Here is a 13,283-nt window from a genome sequence, read left to right as displayed (position 1 = left end):
AACAGTGTGCTACTTTTCCGGCCGAATAGCTGCACGCATCACCTGTGCCAGGTGAACACCTTCAGCACCGGTTCCCTGCGCGATCTGCGTACGGCACGAAAAGCCGTCCGCGAGCACAATGGTCCCGGGTTGAGCAGCGCGGATGCTCGGGAACAGCTCGCGCTCGCCGAGGGTCTGGGACACCTCGTAGTGACCGGGTTCGAAGCCCCAGTTACCGGCCAAGCCGCAGCAACCGCCACCCACCACGTTGCTGTTGACGCCCAACTTTTCGAGGACCTTCAGCTCGGGGGAGTAGTTGCCCATCGACTGTTCATGGCAGTGCACCTGGCACAGCGCCTGGCCGGGGCCCGCCTGGGTCTCCAGGGTCCCGAACGGCCAGTGCCCGCCGTCCTCGGCGTGCTGGGCGGTGAACTCACCCAGCGTAACCGTGAGGACCTGCACCTTGTGGGCGCGAGGGTCATCCGGCAGCAGCTCGGTGATGTCGTGCTGCAGCATCACGGTGCAGGACGGTTCCAGGCCAATGATGGGGTAGCCCGCCTCGAGGAGCGGCTCCATCACGTCCAGGGTCTGCCGCAGGGTCTTGCGGGTCATGTCCAACTGCCCGGTCGAGTGCCACGTCAGCCCGCAACACACGTTGCCCATGGGCATGAGCACGCGGTAGCCCATGGCCTCGAGCACCTCGATCGCCGCCTTACCGGGAGCATCGGCGGAGAAGTTGGTGAACGTGTCCGGCCACAGCACCACCGAGGGTTTGTCATCGGTCGCCGACGCCGCTCGGTGACCTCCGCGCGCAAGGTCGCGGGCGGCGTCGTCGCCCTTGCTGCGGGCCTTGTACCAGGAGGTGAGCGGGGCGTTGTTGAAGCGAATCATGCGGCGCTTGGGCTCGATGCCGCCGAGCTTCTTGGTGAGTTCCTCGACCGGGCGGAACCGCTCCAGGAAGTTGACCGCCCGCAGCGAGCCGGGGACCTTGGTCACGAGCTTCATGAGCCACGGCATCCACCCCATGGTCAGGTGCGCCATGGGGCGGCGGTCCTTGCCGATGAACGAGGTGAGGCCCTGGCGGAAGTGGTGGTGCAGGAATTCGGCCTTGTAGGTGGCCATGTCCACGTTGACCGGGCACTCGGTCGCGCACGCCTTGCACGAGAGGCACAGATCGAGAGCCTCGTAGGTCTCCTTGGACTTCCAGCCGTCCGTGATGGTTTCCCCGCGCAGCATTTCGGCGAGTGAGCGCATGCGGCCGCGGGTGGAGTGGACCTCGTCGTGGGTGGCTTGGAAGGACGGGCACATGGCACCCGCGTCCGAACGGCACGCACCCACGCCCACGCAGCGGTTGATCGCTTGGCCGAAGGAGCCGTTGTCGGAGGAGAACGCATGGACGGGAGTGAGCTCGAACGTGCGAGCGCCGGGGCCCGGGCGGATGCCCTGGTCGATGGGTTCCGGATCCACGAGCACGCCGGGGTTGAAGAAGTTCTCGGGGTCGAAAATCCGCTTGAACTCTGCAAAGGCCTGAAGGGCTTGAGGCGTGTAGATGGTGCTCAGCAGTTCCGAGCGGGCGCGGCCGTCACCGTGCTCGCCAGAGACCGAGCCGCCGTAGCGGTGCACGAGCTTTGCCGCGCGCTCGATGAATTCGCGGTAGAGAGCCACGCCCTCATCGGTGTTGAAGTCGAAGGAGATGCGGATGTGCACGCAGCCCTCACCGAAGTGACCGAACGGGATGCCGCGCAGGTTCATCTCGTCCAGCAGTTCGTAGAGGTCCTTGAGGTAGGCGCCCAGATGCTGCGGGGGAACCGCGGAGTCCTCCCAGCCGGGCCAGGCCTCGCCGCCGTCCGGGAGGCGGGTCACGATGCCCGCGCCGGCCTCGCGGATGCGCCACAGCGCGCGTGCCTCGGCGGGGTCGCTCACGACCACGGAATCCACCACGGTCTCCTCGACCAGTGCGGGGAGTTTCTGGGCCGCTGCGAAGGCTTCTTCTTGAGTGTCCGCGCCGACCTCACAGTAGAGCCAGCCGCCGCCCTCGGGGAGCTCGCCACCCGCGTTCTCCTGGCCCGGGCGAGTGCGCAGAGCGGTGAGGAGGTCCGAACCCATGCCCTCGATGGTTGTCACGCCCGGCACGCGGAACTTCGGTGCGGCGGTGGCTGCCTCGATCGCGTCCTTGAAGCCAAGCACGGCGAGCGCCGTGAACTTGGGCTTGGCCACGAGCTTGACCTTGAGCTGGGTGATGATGCCGCACGTGCCCTCGGTGCCGGAGAAGGCCTTGGCCACGTCAAAGCCGTTCTCGCCGAGCAAGTACTGGAGCCCGTAACCAGAGACCTGGCGCGGGAATTGACCCAGTTCGGTGCGCAGCATGGCCAGGTGCCGGTCGCGCAGTTGCTTGAGCTGCGAATCCAAGGCGGCGTCCGAGGTGCCGCCGGCCTCCAAGGTGACCTCGCGCCCGTCGGCGAGCATGACCGTGACCGCCACCAGGTTGGATGCGCTCGTGCCCCACGCGACCGAGTGGGAGCCGCACGCGTTGTTGGCCACCATGCCGCCCACCGTGCAGCGCGAGTGGGTGGAGGGGTCCGGGCCGTAGGTGAGGCCGAACTCGCTCGCCGCATCGCGCAGCTGATCGCAGATCACGCCGGGTTCGATCGTTGCCGTGCGCAGGTCCGGGTCGATCTCCAGGATGCGGTTGAAGTACCGGGAGGTGTCGATGACCAACCCGTCACCGATCGCGTTACCCGCCACCGAGGTTCCACCGCCGCGGGAGATGACCGGCCAGCCCTTGTCCTGGGCGGTGGCCAGCAGCTCGCGGATCTCCTCCACGGAGCGAGGTTCCGCCACGGCCTGGGGGAGCCTGCGGTAGATGGAAGCGTCGGACACGTACGCGGCACGAGTGGTCAGATCATCCCGGAGAGCAGTCATGGTCTAACTTTCGCGTACCCGCCCCCGGGATTCCAATTAGGTCACCTTTCTTCCGTGTCGCGGGGCGCTGCACAGACAACGACGCCGCTCGCGGACCTTCGTGGGGAAGGTGCGCGAGCGGCGTCGGCGGGATCTAAAGCTGGTGGCTCACCACTCCGGGGCGATGATGATCTCGGCGCCCTCGAGGTCCTCGTTCCATTCGACCTGACAGGTCAGTCGGGAGTTGTCGTGACGGGTGTCGTCGAGCATCTCCAGGAGGTCTTCTTCCTCCTCGTTGGTGCCGCCGGTCTTCACGAACGACTCCTGATCCAGGTACGAGTGGCACGTGGAGCACGAAGCGTTGCCGCCGCAGGTCGCCAGGATGGGGAATTTGTGACGGGTCAGGGCCTCCATGAGGGACTCGTAGTCCTTCCACTCGACGCCCTCGGTGCGCACGCCGTCGCGGTCGGTCACATTGATCTTGATGCTGCTCACTCGGGTGGACCTCCTACAGTTACGACCCGTTGTGGATTCTCAGAACTAGGGGCCATTCTACGGTCGCAGCGCCCGGCCGAGGCCAACGGTATTGCGAAGTGTGATCAGTCCCCCATGCGGCGCACGGTCAACGCCTGGGCCACGCGTCCGATCGGGCCGTTCTCGTCGAAGAGTTCGGAGTGGGTCAGGCCCACGCCACCGGGGCCGATTTCCACGTTGGTGTCCAGGCCCACCCATTCGGACACCGGTTCGCGGATCAGGTGGATGGACAGGTCCACGTTGGGGAAGGCCCACTTGCCGGGCTCCACGCGGGGTGCGATGCCGTTGGCGGTGTCGATGGCACTCACGAAGCGTGCGGTGTTCGACGATTCCTCGCCTTCTACCACCTGATGCTTGATGCGCAGCCACCCCGCGGCACTTCCGGGGCGAGGTTCGCGAGCCAGGTGAGCCTCCAACGTGGCGATGAAGCCACCGGCCCACGTCTCGGTCATGTCCACCGGCGGGCACTCCTTGACCGGAGGCAGGGGGCGGATCTCGCCGCCGGCCACGTCCTGGGTGTCCGAGGTCTTCAACCGCCACATGCTCAACCGGATGCAGTCGCGGCCGTCCGCGCTCATGGTGGCTTCGAGCAGTTCAATGGTCTTGCCCGGGCGCAGCACGCGCGTGTGTACCTCGATGTCACCGCCGGGGATGAAGCCCAGGATGTCGTAGGACAACCGCACCGGAATCACGTCTTCGCGCGGGTGGTTGCGTTCGATTTCATGGACCATCAAGCCCGACGACGCCGCCATGTGCTGTTCCAGCGGGCTCCACGCACCCTGCGTGTACACCGTGGTCCGGAAACTGTGGTCCCCGGTCCGCACGTAGTGGGCATCGGGGACGTCCTCCCCATTGGCGCCGAGGTGCTGGGGCTTGGGCTCGGTGGTCATGCTTGAAGTCCTCCTGCAAGGTGGTGTTTGTGTCCTGCATTACACCTTAGAGTCCTTCGCCGATTTCGCTGTGCACCCCGGTGCTCGAATCCATCAGTCGAGGACGGCAGCTACCGCTTCGATCTCGACCAATTGGTCGTCATAGCCGAGAACGGTGACGCCGAGCAGTGTGCTGGGAACGTCATGATCACCGAATGCGTCTCGCACTACTTCCCAAGCGGTCACCAGGTCTTCTTGGCGGGAGGAGGCGACGAGCACCCGGGTGCTGATCACATCGGTGATTCCGGCACCCGCTTCCCTTAAGGCGATCTTCATGTTGGAAATGCACTTCGCCGCCTGGACGGCGTAGTCACCGACCCCCGCGGTCGAGCCGTCTTCGTTGAGCGGACATGAACCGGCCAGGAAGATCAGACGCGAATCGGCGGGCGCGGTGGCGGCGTAAGCGTACTCGGCTGCGTTGGATAGTTTTGTTGAACGGATCAGGGAAACAGCTTTCGGCACGGAACTCTCGCTCCCTATTGGTGACATGTGGACTCGGCATACGGCGATCGGTTTCCGGTGGAAGCCGGAGGGACTATCTGCTGTCTGATCAACGGTACGGCCCACTGGATCGGAGGGGTTGCACGTTGATCGACGGTGACGCCAGAGATCCGGCGATTCTTGGTTCCAACGTCGACCAGAATGCAGCGGGCCGGGGGGCAGGGTCGTAGCGTCGATCAGGGTGCAGGGTGCAGGGTGCAGGGTGCAGGGTGCAGGGTGCAGGGTGCAGGGTGCAGGGTGCGTGGTGCAGGGTGCATGTGCCAAGGCTGTAGCGTCGATCGGCCTGCAGCTGCTGTCACCCCGGCGATGTGAACGTCGATGACACGGCACCGGAGCGGCGGTCAGACATTTGTGGCTGAGGATCGCACTGTTTGACCTGCTCCTACTGCGTACCTCGACCCAGAATGTTCGGGGGTGGGATTCTCTGCCGGAAATGTTCCAGGGGCCACGCGGTCGTCCGTAGTCACGCAGTCATCCGTGATGCTGCGCCTGATTCGAGCCCGGTTGCTGGTACGCCGACATGGAAATCGCCCGCTACCCCTGTTTGACTAGGGATAACGGGCGATTTCGACTGGCGGTGACGGAGGGATTTGAACCCTCGTTGGCTTTAACACCAAACATCATTTCGAGTGATGCACCTTCGGCCGCTCGGACACGTCACCAGCTCGAAGTACTTTACCGTCAGGTTCCACCGGGAACCAAACCGTACCGACTGGGGCTACTTGCGGTGGGCCTCGAAAAACTCCCGCAGCAGCGCGGCGCATTCTGCCTCACGGACTCCACCGGTGACTTGGACCCAGTGATTCAGGCGCGGTTCGCGGACCACGTCGAACACGGAACCGCAGGCGCCGGCCTTGGGGTCCCAGGCTCCGAGCACCAGCCGCGGCACCCGGGACAACACGATGGCCCCGGCGCACATGGCGCACGGTTCCAGGGTCACCACCAGAGTGCAGTCGTCGAGCCGCCACGATCCGGTGCGGGCGGCGGCGTCGCGCAGGGCGAGCACCTCGGCATGCGCGATGGGGTCGCCACAAGCCTCGCGGCGGTTGTAACCCCGCCCGACGACGTCCCCGCGAGAGTTCACGACCACCGCACCGATCGGGACATCACCGCTCGCTGCGGTGTGCTGGGCTTCTAACAAAGCCAGGCCCATCCAGCGTTCGTGCTGAATGGACCTGGCAGTGGGCGGTAACGCCATGTGTGACTTACCGGCGGCTGTTCTGCGCGAAGTACGCGGAGTTGGGAGCCTTGAACGCGGTGACGATCCACATGATGTTCACGACAATTGCGATGATCGAAATGACGATCAGCACGATGCCCAGACCGCCGAACATGAGCGCACCGAAAATCCCGAACAAGTAAGACAGGATCGACAGAGCAGCAAAGACGGTGCCCAGGATGCGGGCCCAGTTCTTGCCCTTGGCCAGGCCACGGTAGACCAGGAAGTACAGCAGCAGTGCGATCACGAGCCCGATGATGCTCCACACCGGATTGCTGCCGGTGCTGGCGAACGCCTCTGCCTGTTCAGAGCTCATACCCGATTCGCGGAGGTACGCCTCCATGTCGAACGTGGAGTTCGCAATAAGGCTCACGATCGTGTAAATCGCGTACAGCGCCGCGGACAACAGCGTCAGTTTGAGCAACTTGTCGAGCAGGCCCGGGCGATCCACCATGCCGGTGTACTGGTTCGGGTTGTACTCCGAGGTGCCGTACTTGCCACCCTGCTGGCCGTAGCCGGGCTGGGGTGCGCCCTGCGGGTCCTGGCCGGGGCCGGGCTGCACGTCGCCCGGCTGAACGCCGTGAGGTTGGGCGGGGTTGGGCATACCCGCGCCAGGCTGGTTGCCGTAGTCGGGGTTGCGGGGTTCGTTGGGTGTGGTGCTCATGGGGGAGTTCCCTTCGTCGAATCAGTGCGAGTGATGCGGGTGAATTATTCGTAACGCAGTGCGTTGATGGGATCCTGCCGTGCCGCGCGCATGGCAGGAATGGTGCCCGCCAGGAACGCGATGACCATCACCGACAAGATAATGATCGCGATTTGGATCGGGTCGAACAGGAACAGGCTCAGGCCCGGCAGGCCTTCCAACAGTCCGTTGGACAACACGGAACTGATGATTGAACCGGTGGCCACGCCCACGGCAGCGCCGATGGCCGAACCCAGGAAACCGATGAAGATGGCTTCGAGGGAGAACAAGCCGAAGACCTTGCCGCCGCTCATGCCCAGTGCCTTCATCAGACCGATCTCACGGGTTCGTTCCTGCACGGACATCAGCAGCGTATTCACGATGCCGAAGCCCGCAGCCAGCAGGGCGATGATCGCGAACGAGTTCAGGATCCACACGATGCCGTTGATGACCGCACGGAACATACCGAGCTGGTCCTCAACGGTCATGCCCATCATGTTCTCGTCCGCGAGCTGGGACTTGATCTGGCCGGCGTCATCGATGTTCTCGATGTTGGCCACGGCCATGAAGTAGCTGTCCGGTACGTCACGCGGAGAACCGGAGGTCTGGTAGTCGTAGAGCTTCTCGTTGAGACTCGAGGACGGCATGGGAGTCAGGGACGCACCCGCCAAGGACGCCTGCGAGATGCCCGAAATGGTGATCTCGAAGGTCTTGTCCTCACCGGCCATGTTGGTCATGACCACGTCCACGGTCTTGCCCACGGCGTCCTCGTTGGAATCGAAGCCCAGGTCTTCGACCCACGAGGCGGGGATGAGCATCTCGTCGTCCTCGCGTGCGGGGATCTCGCCGGCTTCGACTTGAACGCCCTCTGCATCGGAGGGCGCCCCCAGGCTCAGCTGGAACTTCTTTCCGTCGGCGGATTCGAGATACGTGGGGGACACCATGTACATCGGGTCCACTGACGTAACGCCGTCAATGTTCTCAATGGTTTCGATGTCATCGTTGCTCAGGCCGCTCGTGGAACCGAAGCCCGTTTGAATGCTTGATTCCTCCGGGTCGTATTCACGGGGGCCGTCATCTTGCGGTGCGGTCTGTTCGGCGACCTTTTGGACGTAGATCGACTTCTGGTCACCGAATCCGGCCACCGTCTTGTCGATGTAGTCGTTGACGCCGGTGCCCACACCGGAAGTGAGAGTCAGGGTGAACGCACCGATGAAGATGGCGATGACGGTCAGGATGGTTCGTGCTTTGGAACGGAACGTGTTTCCGATGGCCGTCCGCAGCAGATCGATAAACTTCACTCGGAGACTCCCTGCTGGTCGGTGGTGGACGGTTCGGCCCAGGGTGCGGCGTGGCGACCCGCGCGACGGGGGCGGCGTGCGGCCTCGGCGAGTTCGGCGGCGTCGGCCTCGCTGAGGGTGATCAGCTGGCCGGTTGCGGGTTCCTTCACGGTGACCGGACCGTTGTCCCCCTCTCCGGGCTTGGAGCGGCCGGAGAACATGTGGGTGGCTGCGGCCGGCGATGCGCTCTGGTCGATTTCACCGTCCACCAGGTAGATCTGGCGGGAGCATCGGGACGCGAGGTCGGGATCGTGGGTGACCACCACCAGGGTGATGCCCTTCTCCATATTCAGACCGAAGAGAATGTCCTCCACCACGTCCGAGGTGGCGGTATCCAAGTTGCCCGTGGGCTCGTCCGCGAAAATCACGGAGGGGTTGTTGATCAGCGCGCGAGCAATGACCACGCGCTGCTTCTGACCACCGGACAAATCCGTTGCCTTATTGGAGGCCTTGTCCGCCATTTCCAGCTGCTCAAGTGCTTCCATGCCGCGACGCTTGCGTTCTGCAGCGTGGACGCCGGCAATCTTGAGGGGGAGTGTCACGTTCTCCAGAACGGTTTGGTTGGGGGTGAGGAAGAACTGCTGGAACACGAAGCCGAACGCGGAGTTTCGCAATTCGTTGAGTTCCTTGGCGTCCAGGTCGCCAGTGGGCTGGCCCTTGAGCGCGACAACGCCGTGGGTGGGGGCATCGAGTAGGGCGAGCAAATGCATGAGGGTTGATTTGCCCGAACCGGACTTACCAACAACGGCTACGGACTCGCCCTCGTTGATCTGCAGGTTCACACCCTTGAGAGCGTCGAACCTGGTTTCCCCTCTGCCATATATCTTGACCAGATTCTCGGTTTCGAGGACCGGAGCCGTCATAAGAGGCTGTTCCTTTCGGGGGCTTCAGCTGATGTACCTAATGTGATTGAGTTCAAGTCTTTCGTATTGACGATAGGCCACGCATCCTACGACGGGTGGAAATTTCACACATGACATCGGGGGGCCCCGGCCCCGCCCCGGGCTGAAGTTCGGCCGCCGGTGCTAGTTTGACCGTATGCGAGTCACCGTTTTGGATCACCCCCTGGTAGCCCACAAGCTCAGCGTTCTGCGCGACAAGTCGACACCGTCTCCGGTGTTCCGGCAGCTGGTCGAAGAACTCGTCACGCTGCTCGCGTACGAGGCCACCCGCGAAGTGCGCGTGGAACCCATCACCATTCAGACCCCGGTGGCGGAAACCCAAGGCGTGGGGCTTTCTCGCCCCCGCCCGTTAGTGGTCCCCATCCTGCGTGCCGGCCTGGGCATGCTCGAGGGTATGACCCGGTTGATCCCCACCGCGGAGGTCGGGTTCCTGGGCATGGCCCGGGATGACACGACTCTGGACATCATCACGTACGCGGAGCGACTGCCCGAGGACCTGACCGGCCGTCAGGTGTACGTGCTGGATCCGATGCTGGCCACCGGTGGCACCCTGCGTGAGGCCATCAAGTTCCTGTACCGCCGTGGCGCGGAGCAGATCACCTGCGTGTGCTTGCTGGCCGCGCCGGAAGGTATCGCCAAGCTTGAAGAAGAACTGGGTGATGCCGAGGTGAACCTCGTGTTGGCCGCCATTGATGAACGGCTGGACGAGAACGCCTATATCGTGCCTGGCTTGGGAGATGCCGGGGACCGGCTGTACGGAGTGGTGGACTGAGGCTCCTGAGAAGCGGGAAATTTCAACTACGTGGTACCGAGCGTTCCGGGTTCTTGACACTGGACATTAAATCTGATTCAGACGCGTGAGGTCCGAATCCCAAACCTCCAAAAGCGCGGTTTTCTGCGCTTTTGGGGGATCGGTTGGCCTTGTGTGGCACCGATAGTAAGCCCCCTTCAAATGTGATTTGAGCTACATTTAAGGCCCGTAGTCTCATTATGTGAGAAATAAGCGGGTTTGTTACTTGCCAGTCCGCGTGTTGTCACACACGATGTTTAGTACGCCGCTTCCAGGAAACTCACGGATTCGGTGTCTCACGAGGCAGGGGATACTCACATGTCAGGTGCACCGGGCTACGTCCACATTTCTCAGCGGCATCGCTTGAGCGCCGCGCAGGCCGCCATGCGTTCGCGCGGGCCACATCGCGTGGCAGGTTCCGTCGAGGAATATCGCACTCTGCGCTCCATCACCGGTGATCAGTCGCAGGATTCACGCCTGGAGCGACATTCCGTAGCCGAACAGCAACCCACCGAGGCGCGCGGGTTCGTGATCTACGTGGGCGTGGACGAGCAGGCCGCCGCCGATCGCGGGATCAACCTGGTTCAGTTGGTGCAGGACGTGCGTCATCACATCAACCAGCTCGTTCCCGAGTCCGATTCCTACGCGGCCGTGGCGCTCGCTCCCATCAATGCAGAAGGCACCGATCTTGAGGTCGTGCGCAGCGCGTTGGGCGATCCCACCTGTGCGGATCCCGTGATCGAGCCCATGGTTCCGTTGCCCACTCCGGCGTCCGGTTCCACCATCGACCACCAGCGCGTGGGTGTGCTGATCGATCTGTCCCGCCGCGAGGTGTTCCTGGACGGAGACCTGCTCAACCTGACCCACCGCGAGTTCGAGCTGCTCAACTACCTTGTCGAGAACGGCACCCGCACCGTGGGGCGTCTCGAGCTGCTGGACAACCTCTGGGACGACGCCGAGGAAGTTCCCTCCGAGCGCACTATTGACGTTCACGTCCGGCGCTTGCGTTCCAAGCTCGGCCGTCTGGCCAACACGGTGCGCACCGTGCGCGGTCAGGGCTACCGCTTCTACGACCACCCCGAAGTGGTCGTGTGGGCAGCCCCCGAATACTCCATCTGACCTTTTCGCAGGTTCTCCACCGACGACGCCGCTCGCGCGCCCCACACGGGTGACCGAGCGGCGTCGGCGTGGTTAAGGAGCGAGGCGAGCGTGCCAGACTGGTGGGCATGGCACGCCACGATGTGAAGCACTTGGTGATCATGCGGCACGCGAAGGCGGATTACCCGCCCGGTGCGCTGGATCATGACCGGCCCTTGATGCCCCGCGGCGCTCGCGATGCCGCTGCGGCGGGGGAGTGGCTTGCGCAGCAGTACACCCCGGACATGATCATGGTGTCTTCGGCGCTGCGCACACGGCAGACCGTCACATGGGTGTGCAGCGAACTGAGGGAGAAAGCACCCACGCCGCAACTGGTGGACGAGCTGTACAACGCTCATGAAACCGCGATCATTGCCGCGATCAATCACGCCCCGGAAACCGTGCGGACGCTGTTGGTGGTTGCGCACATGCCCGGGGTGCTGGACACGGTGCTGCGCCTGGCCTCGCGCGATTCCGATGTGGACGCCATGATGGAGGTCTCCGGCGGCTTTCCGACATCGGGAATCGCCGTGCTGGAAGTCCCGGGGGATTGGGCAGAGCTGGATGGCGGCGATGCGCGCTTGGTCCACTTCGAGGTGCCGCGCGGCTGACATCCGAAGCGGATCTTTTCAGCCCAGCTCGGATTCGTACTCGGCCATGAGCGCTTCGTACGGCGGCCATTCCTTGGTGCTGATCTGACCGGTTTCCACCGTCTCAACCATGCGATCCAAGTAGTACTCCCAACCCGCGCCCACGTACTTCACCTCCATGCCCGGCGGTAGCGGCATGGCGAACTTCACGTGAGTGCCGCCCTCAGTTTCAGAGAATTGCACGTCCACCGTCCAGATCTGCGCGGGGTCCTCGTGGAGGTTGTGCACTCGCAGGTGGCGGGGCTTGTCGCACGCGACGATCACGTACGGTTCCGAACCGGCCTCTTCCTCGAAGGCCATGCTGACCTCTACCTCACCCGATGCCGGGTCTCCCGACCACGTGCCGAACCACAGAGCCAACCGGCCGGACACGGTGAAGGCATCCCATACCTCGTCGATGGGCGCGGGAACGTCGCGGGTCAGCACGATGTTCTCCGCGCCGTCAATGCTTTCCAGGGTTCCAGTGATCACGGGGCACTCCTGCGTACTTGGTGGGGCGGGCCGCCCCGTTCAATGATCAGACAACCACTCGGTGGGTGGGCTGTCGAGAGCTGTTCCGTGAATCAGCGCCGGGGCTCGCACGCCACGCCGTCACCGTCACCGTCGAGTCCTGGGCGGTACCCAGGCTGACCGGCGTGGAGCGGGGCGGCGCCGGCGGCTCGGGCGTCGGCGCATTTGGCGAAGTACACGTCATCAGGGGCGGCAGGGGCAGGGGGCGCAGAAGGTGCCGGAATTGGCGGTGCCGGAAACGCCGGGGCCTGCGAGGCAGGAGGCTCCACGGCCTCGGGTTCGCGAGAGGCCGGCTGCGCGTTTTCCGGAGCTGTCGGAGGTTCAGAGGGTTCCGGAACCGAGTGCTCAACGGTCAGTGGTTGATCCGGGCACTGAGTGAGCACCCGATCCATGGCCCGCTTCTCTGCGTCCGTGACCCACAGTTCGTAGCGCTGCTTCACGGCGATCTGCCGGGCCACGTACTCGCATCGAAATTCCTTGTTCGGCGGCAGCCAGGTGGCGGCGTCCCCGTCGCCCTTGGCGGAGTTGCTGGGGCCGTCCACGGCCAGGAGATTCAGCGGGTCGTTGGCGAACTGCGTGCGTCGGTCGGCGTCCAGGTTCTGAGCGCCCTTCTGCCACGCGTCGGACAGCGCCACCACGTGATCAACCTGCACGTCCGAACTCGTGTGGGTGGCCGATACGAAGTCCACGTAATCGCCGGTGAAGGGGCTGGTCAGATCGCCCGAGAGCACTTTGCATCCCTGGGTCCCGGGCGCAACGGCCACGTCCGTGAGATCACGACGGAGAATGTCGTTGCGGGTGTCGCACCCATTGCGGTCGGTATCGGCCCACCGCACACCGAACTGCTCGCGCGAGTAATCGGTCTTGGGCGCCCGACCCTTCACGAGCAGTTCCCCCAGGCCCGCCCGTACGGGGCTGCGGTTCGTTTCGTCTGCCTCAACCGCTTGGTCCTCCGGCGCGGCCTCCCGCATGGGGGTCTCCGCACGCGACGGTTCGCTGGGCTCGGGAACCGGAGCGAGCGGCGTCGTTGTCGAATCCGCCGACGACGCCGCGCTGGCCGCGGGTGCCGACGTGCTCTCCGCGGGGTTCGATGCGGGGGCCTCAACCGGGGCGCAACCGGTGAGCGCGCCGAGAAGCGCGAGGGCCCCGAGCGCGGCGGAGCGTAACGGGGAACGAGGGGAAGCAGCCACGAGAACAACACCTAAGAAA

Annotated in this window: 13 protein-coding genes and 1 tRNA gene; 3 read left to right on the top strand and 11 right to left on the bottom strand. The window is 64.2% G+C overall.

The features are described from left to right. Nucleotides 1-9 precede the first annotated feature (9 nt). The 9 genes from RF638_RS00535 to RF638_RS00495 all read right to left on the bottom strand — a co-directional run bounded on the left by RF638_RS00535 (nucleotide 10) and on the right by RF638_RS00495 (nucleotide 8,948). Nucleotides 10-2,901 (bottom strand): FAD-binding and (Fe-S)-binding domain-containing protein, encoded by a 2,892-nt coding sequence (locus RF638_RS00535; protein WP_368841198.1) that lies wholly within the window; start codon nucleotides 2,899-2,901, stop codon nucleotides 10-12. A 147-nt stretch (nucleotides 2,902-3,048) separates the two neighbouring features. Then, a complete protein-coding gene (locus RF638_RS00530) occupies nucleotides 3,049-3,375 on the bottom strand; it encodes a 2Fe-2S iron-sulfur cluster-binding protein (protein ID WP_016996927.1) in 327 nt (108 codons plus the stop codon). A 104-nt stretch (nucleotides 3,376-3,479) separates the two neighbouring features. Then, nucleotides 3,480-4,304: a thioesterase family protein gene (locus RF638_RS00525; protein WP_129700979.1), complete on the bottom strand. Its 825-nt coding sequence runs from the start codon at nucleotides 4,302-4,304 to the stop codon at nucleotides 3,480-3,482. A 93-nt stretch (nucleotides 4,305-4,397) separates the two neighbouring features. Continuing rightward, on the bottom strand, nucleotides 4,398-4,805 hold the full coding sequence (locus RF638_RS00520; RefSeq protein WP_095796262.1) for a RidA family protein: 408 nt from the start codon (nucleotides 4,803-4,805) through the stop codon (nucleotides 4,398-4,400). A gap of 611 nt (nucleotides 4,806-5,416) precedes the next feature. Further along, nucleotides 5,417-5,506 (bottom strand) — tRNA-Ser (locus RF638_RS00515). 56 nt (nucleotides 5,507-5,562) lie between these two features. Continuing rightward, nucleotides 5,563-6,042 (bottom strand): tRNA adenosine(34) deaminase TadA, encoded by a 480-nt coding sequence (gene tadA / locus RF638_RS00510; RefSeq protein ID WP_095796263.1) that lies wholly within the window; start codon nucleotides 6,040-6,042, stop codon nucleotides 5,563-5,565. Between the two features lie 7 nt (nucleotides 6,043-6,049). Beyond that, nucleotides 6,050-6,727, bottom strand: coding sequence for a hypothetical protein (locus tag RF638_RS00505; RefSeq protein ID WP_095796264.1), 678 nt, complete (start codon nucleotides 6,725-6,727; stop codon nucleotides 6,050-6,052). Nucleotides 6,728-6,771: 44 nt separating this feature from the next. After that, a complete protein-coding gene (locus RF638_RS00500) occupies nucleotides 6,772-8,046 on the bottom strand; it encodes an ABC transporter permease (RefSeq protein ID WP_259914372.1) in 1,275 nt (424 codons plus the stop codon). Continuing rightward, a complete protein-coding gene (locus RF638_RS00495) occupies nucleotides 8,043-8,948 on the bottom strand; it encodes an ABC transporter ATP-binding protein (protein ID WP_259914370.1) in 906 nt (301 codons plus the stop codon). Before RF638_RS00495 ends, RF638_RS00500 begins: the two co-directional genes overlap by 4 nt. A 175-nt stretch (nucleotides 8,949-9,123) precedes the next feature. Between RF638_RS00495 and upp the strand changes: the two genes are divergently transcribed. From upp to RF638_RS00480, 3 genes are all read left to right on the top strand, one after another. Then, nucleotides 9,124-9,759, top strand: coding sequence for a uracil phosphoribosyltransferase (gene upp, locus RF638_RS00490; protein ID WP_095796267.1), 636 nt, complete (start codon nucleotides 9,124-9,126; stop codon nucleotides 9,757-9,759). A gap of 336 nt (nucleotides 9,760-10,095) precedes the next feature. Beyond that, nucleotides 10,096-10,896: a winged helix-turn-helix domain-containing protein gene (locus RF638_RS00485; RefSeq protein WP_095796268.1), complete on the top strand. Its 801-nt coding sequence runs from the start codon at nucleotides 10,096-10,098 to the stop codon at nucleotides 10,894-10,896. Between the two features lie 107 nt (nucleotides 10,897-11,003). Further along, nucleotides 11,004-11,525, top strand: a complete 522-nt coding sequence (locus RF638_RS00480; RefSeq protein ID WP_368841197.1) for a histidine phosphatase family protein — start codon at nucleotides 11,004-11,006, stop codon at nucleotides 11,523-11,525. An 18-nt stretch (nucleotides 11,526-11,543) separates the two neighbouring features. Here the strand turns inward: RF638_RS00480 and RF638_RS00475 are convergent, their stop codons facing one another. Further along, nucleotides 11,544-12,035 carry an SRPBCC domain-containing protein gene (locus RF638_RS00475; protein WP_095796270.1) on the bottom strand — a complete coding sequence of 164 codons (492 nt, stop codon included), beginning with the start codon at nucleotides 12,033-12,035 and terminating at the stop codon, nucleotides 11,544-11,546. 92 nt (nucleotides 12,036-12,127) lie between these two features. Beyond that, on the bottom strand, nucleotides 12,128-13,264 hold the full coding sequence (locus tag RF638_RS00470; RefSeq protein WP_238662994.1) for a DUF1524 domain-containing protein: 1,137 nt from the start codon (nucleotides 13,262-13,264) through the stop codon (nucleotides 12,128-12,130). Nucleotides 13,265-13,283 lie beyond the last annotated feature (19 nt).

It is taken from the genome of Kocuria sp. CPCC 205235, from assembly GCF_040980905.1.
Taxonomy (GTDB): domain Bacteria; phylum Actinomycetota; class Actinomycetes; order Actinomycetales; family Micrococcaceae; genus Kocuria; species Kocuria carniphila.
This window is presented reverse-complemented; position numbering and strand designations above follow the sequence as displayed.

Coding starts and splice junctions, on each gene's coding strand:
- RF638_RS00535 (WP_368841198.1), bottom strand. CDS start 2,901: ATGACTGCTCTCCGGGATGATCTGACCACTCGTGCCGCGTACGTGTCC.
- RF638_RS00525 (WP_129700979.1), bottom strand. CDS start 4,304: ATGACCACCGAGCCCAAGCCCCAGCACCTCGGCGCCAATGGGGAGGAC.
- tadA (WP_095796263.1), bottom strand. CDS start 6,042: ATGGCGTTACCGCCCACTGCCAGGTCCATTCAGCACGAACGCTGGATG.
- RF638_RS00505 (WP_095796264.1), bottom strand. CDS start 6,727: ATGAGCACCACACCCAACGAACCCCGCAACCCCGACTACGGCAACCAG.
- RF638_RS00495 (WP_259914370.1), bottom strand. CDS start 8,948: ATGACGGCTCCGGTCCTCGAAACCGAGAATCTGGTCAAGATATATGGC.
- upp (WP_095796267.1), top strand. CDS start 9,124: ATGCGAGTCACCGTTTTGGATCACCCCCTGGTAGCCCACAAGCTCAGC.
- RF638_RS00485 (WP_095796268.1), top strand. CDS start 10,096: ATGTCAGGTGCACCGGGCTACGTCCACATTTCTCAGCGGCATCGCTTG.
- RF638_RS00480 (WP_368841197.1), top strand. CDS start 11,004: ATGGCACGCCACGATGTGAAGCACTTGGTGATCATGCGGCACGCGAAG.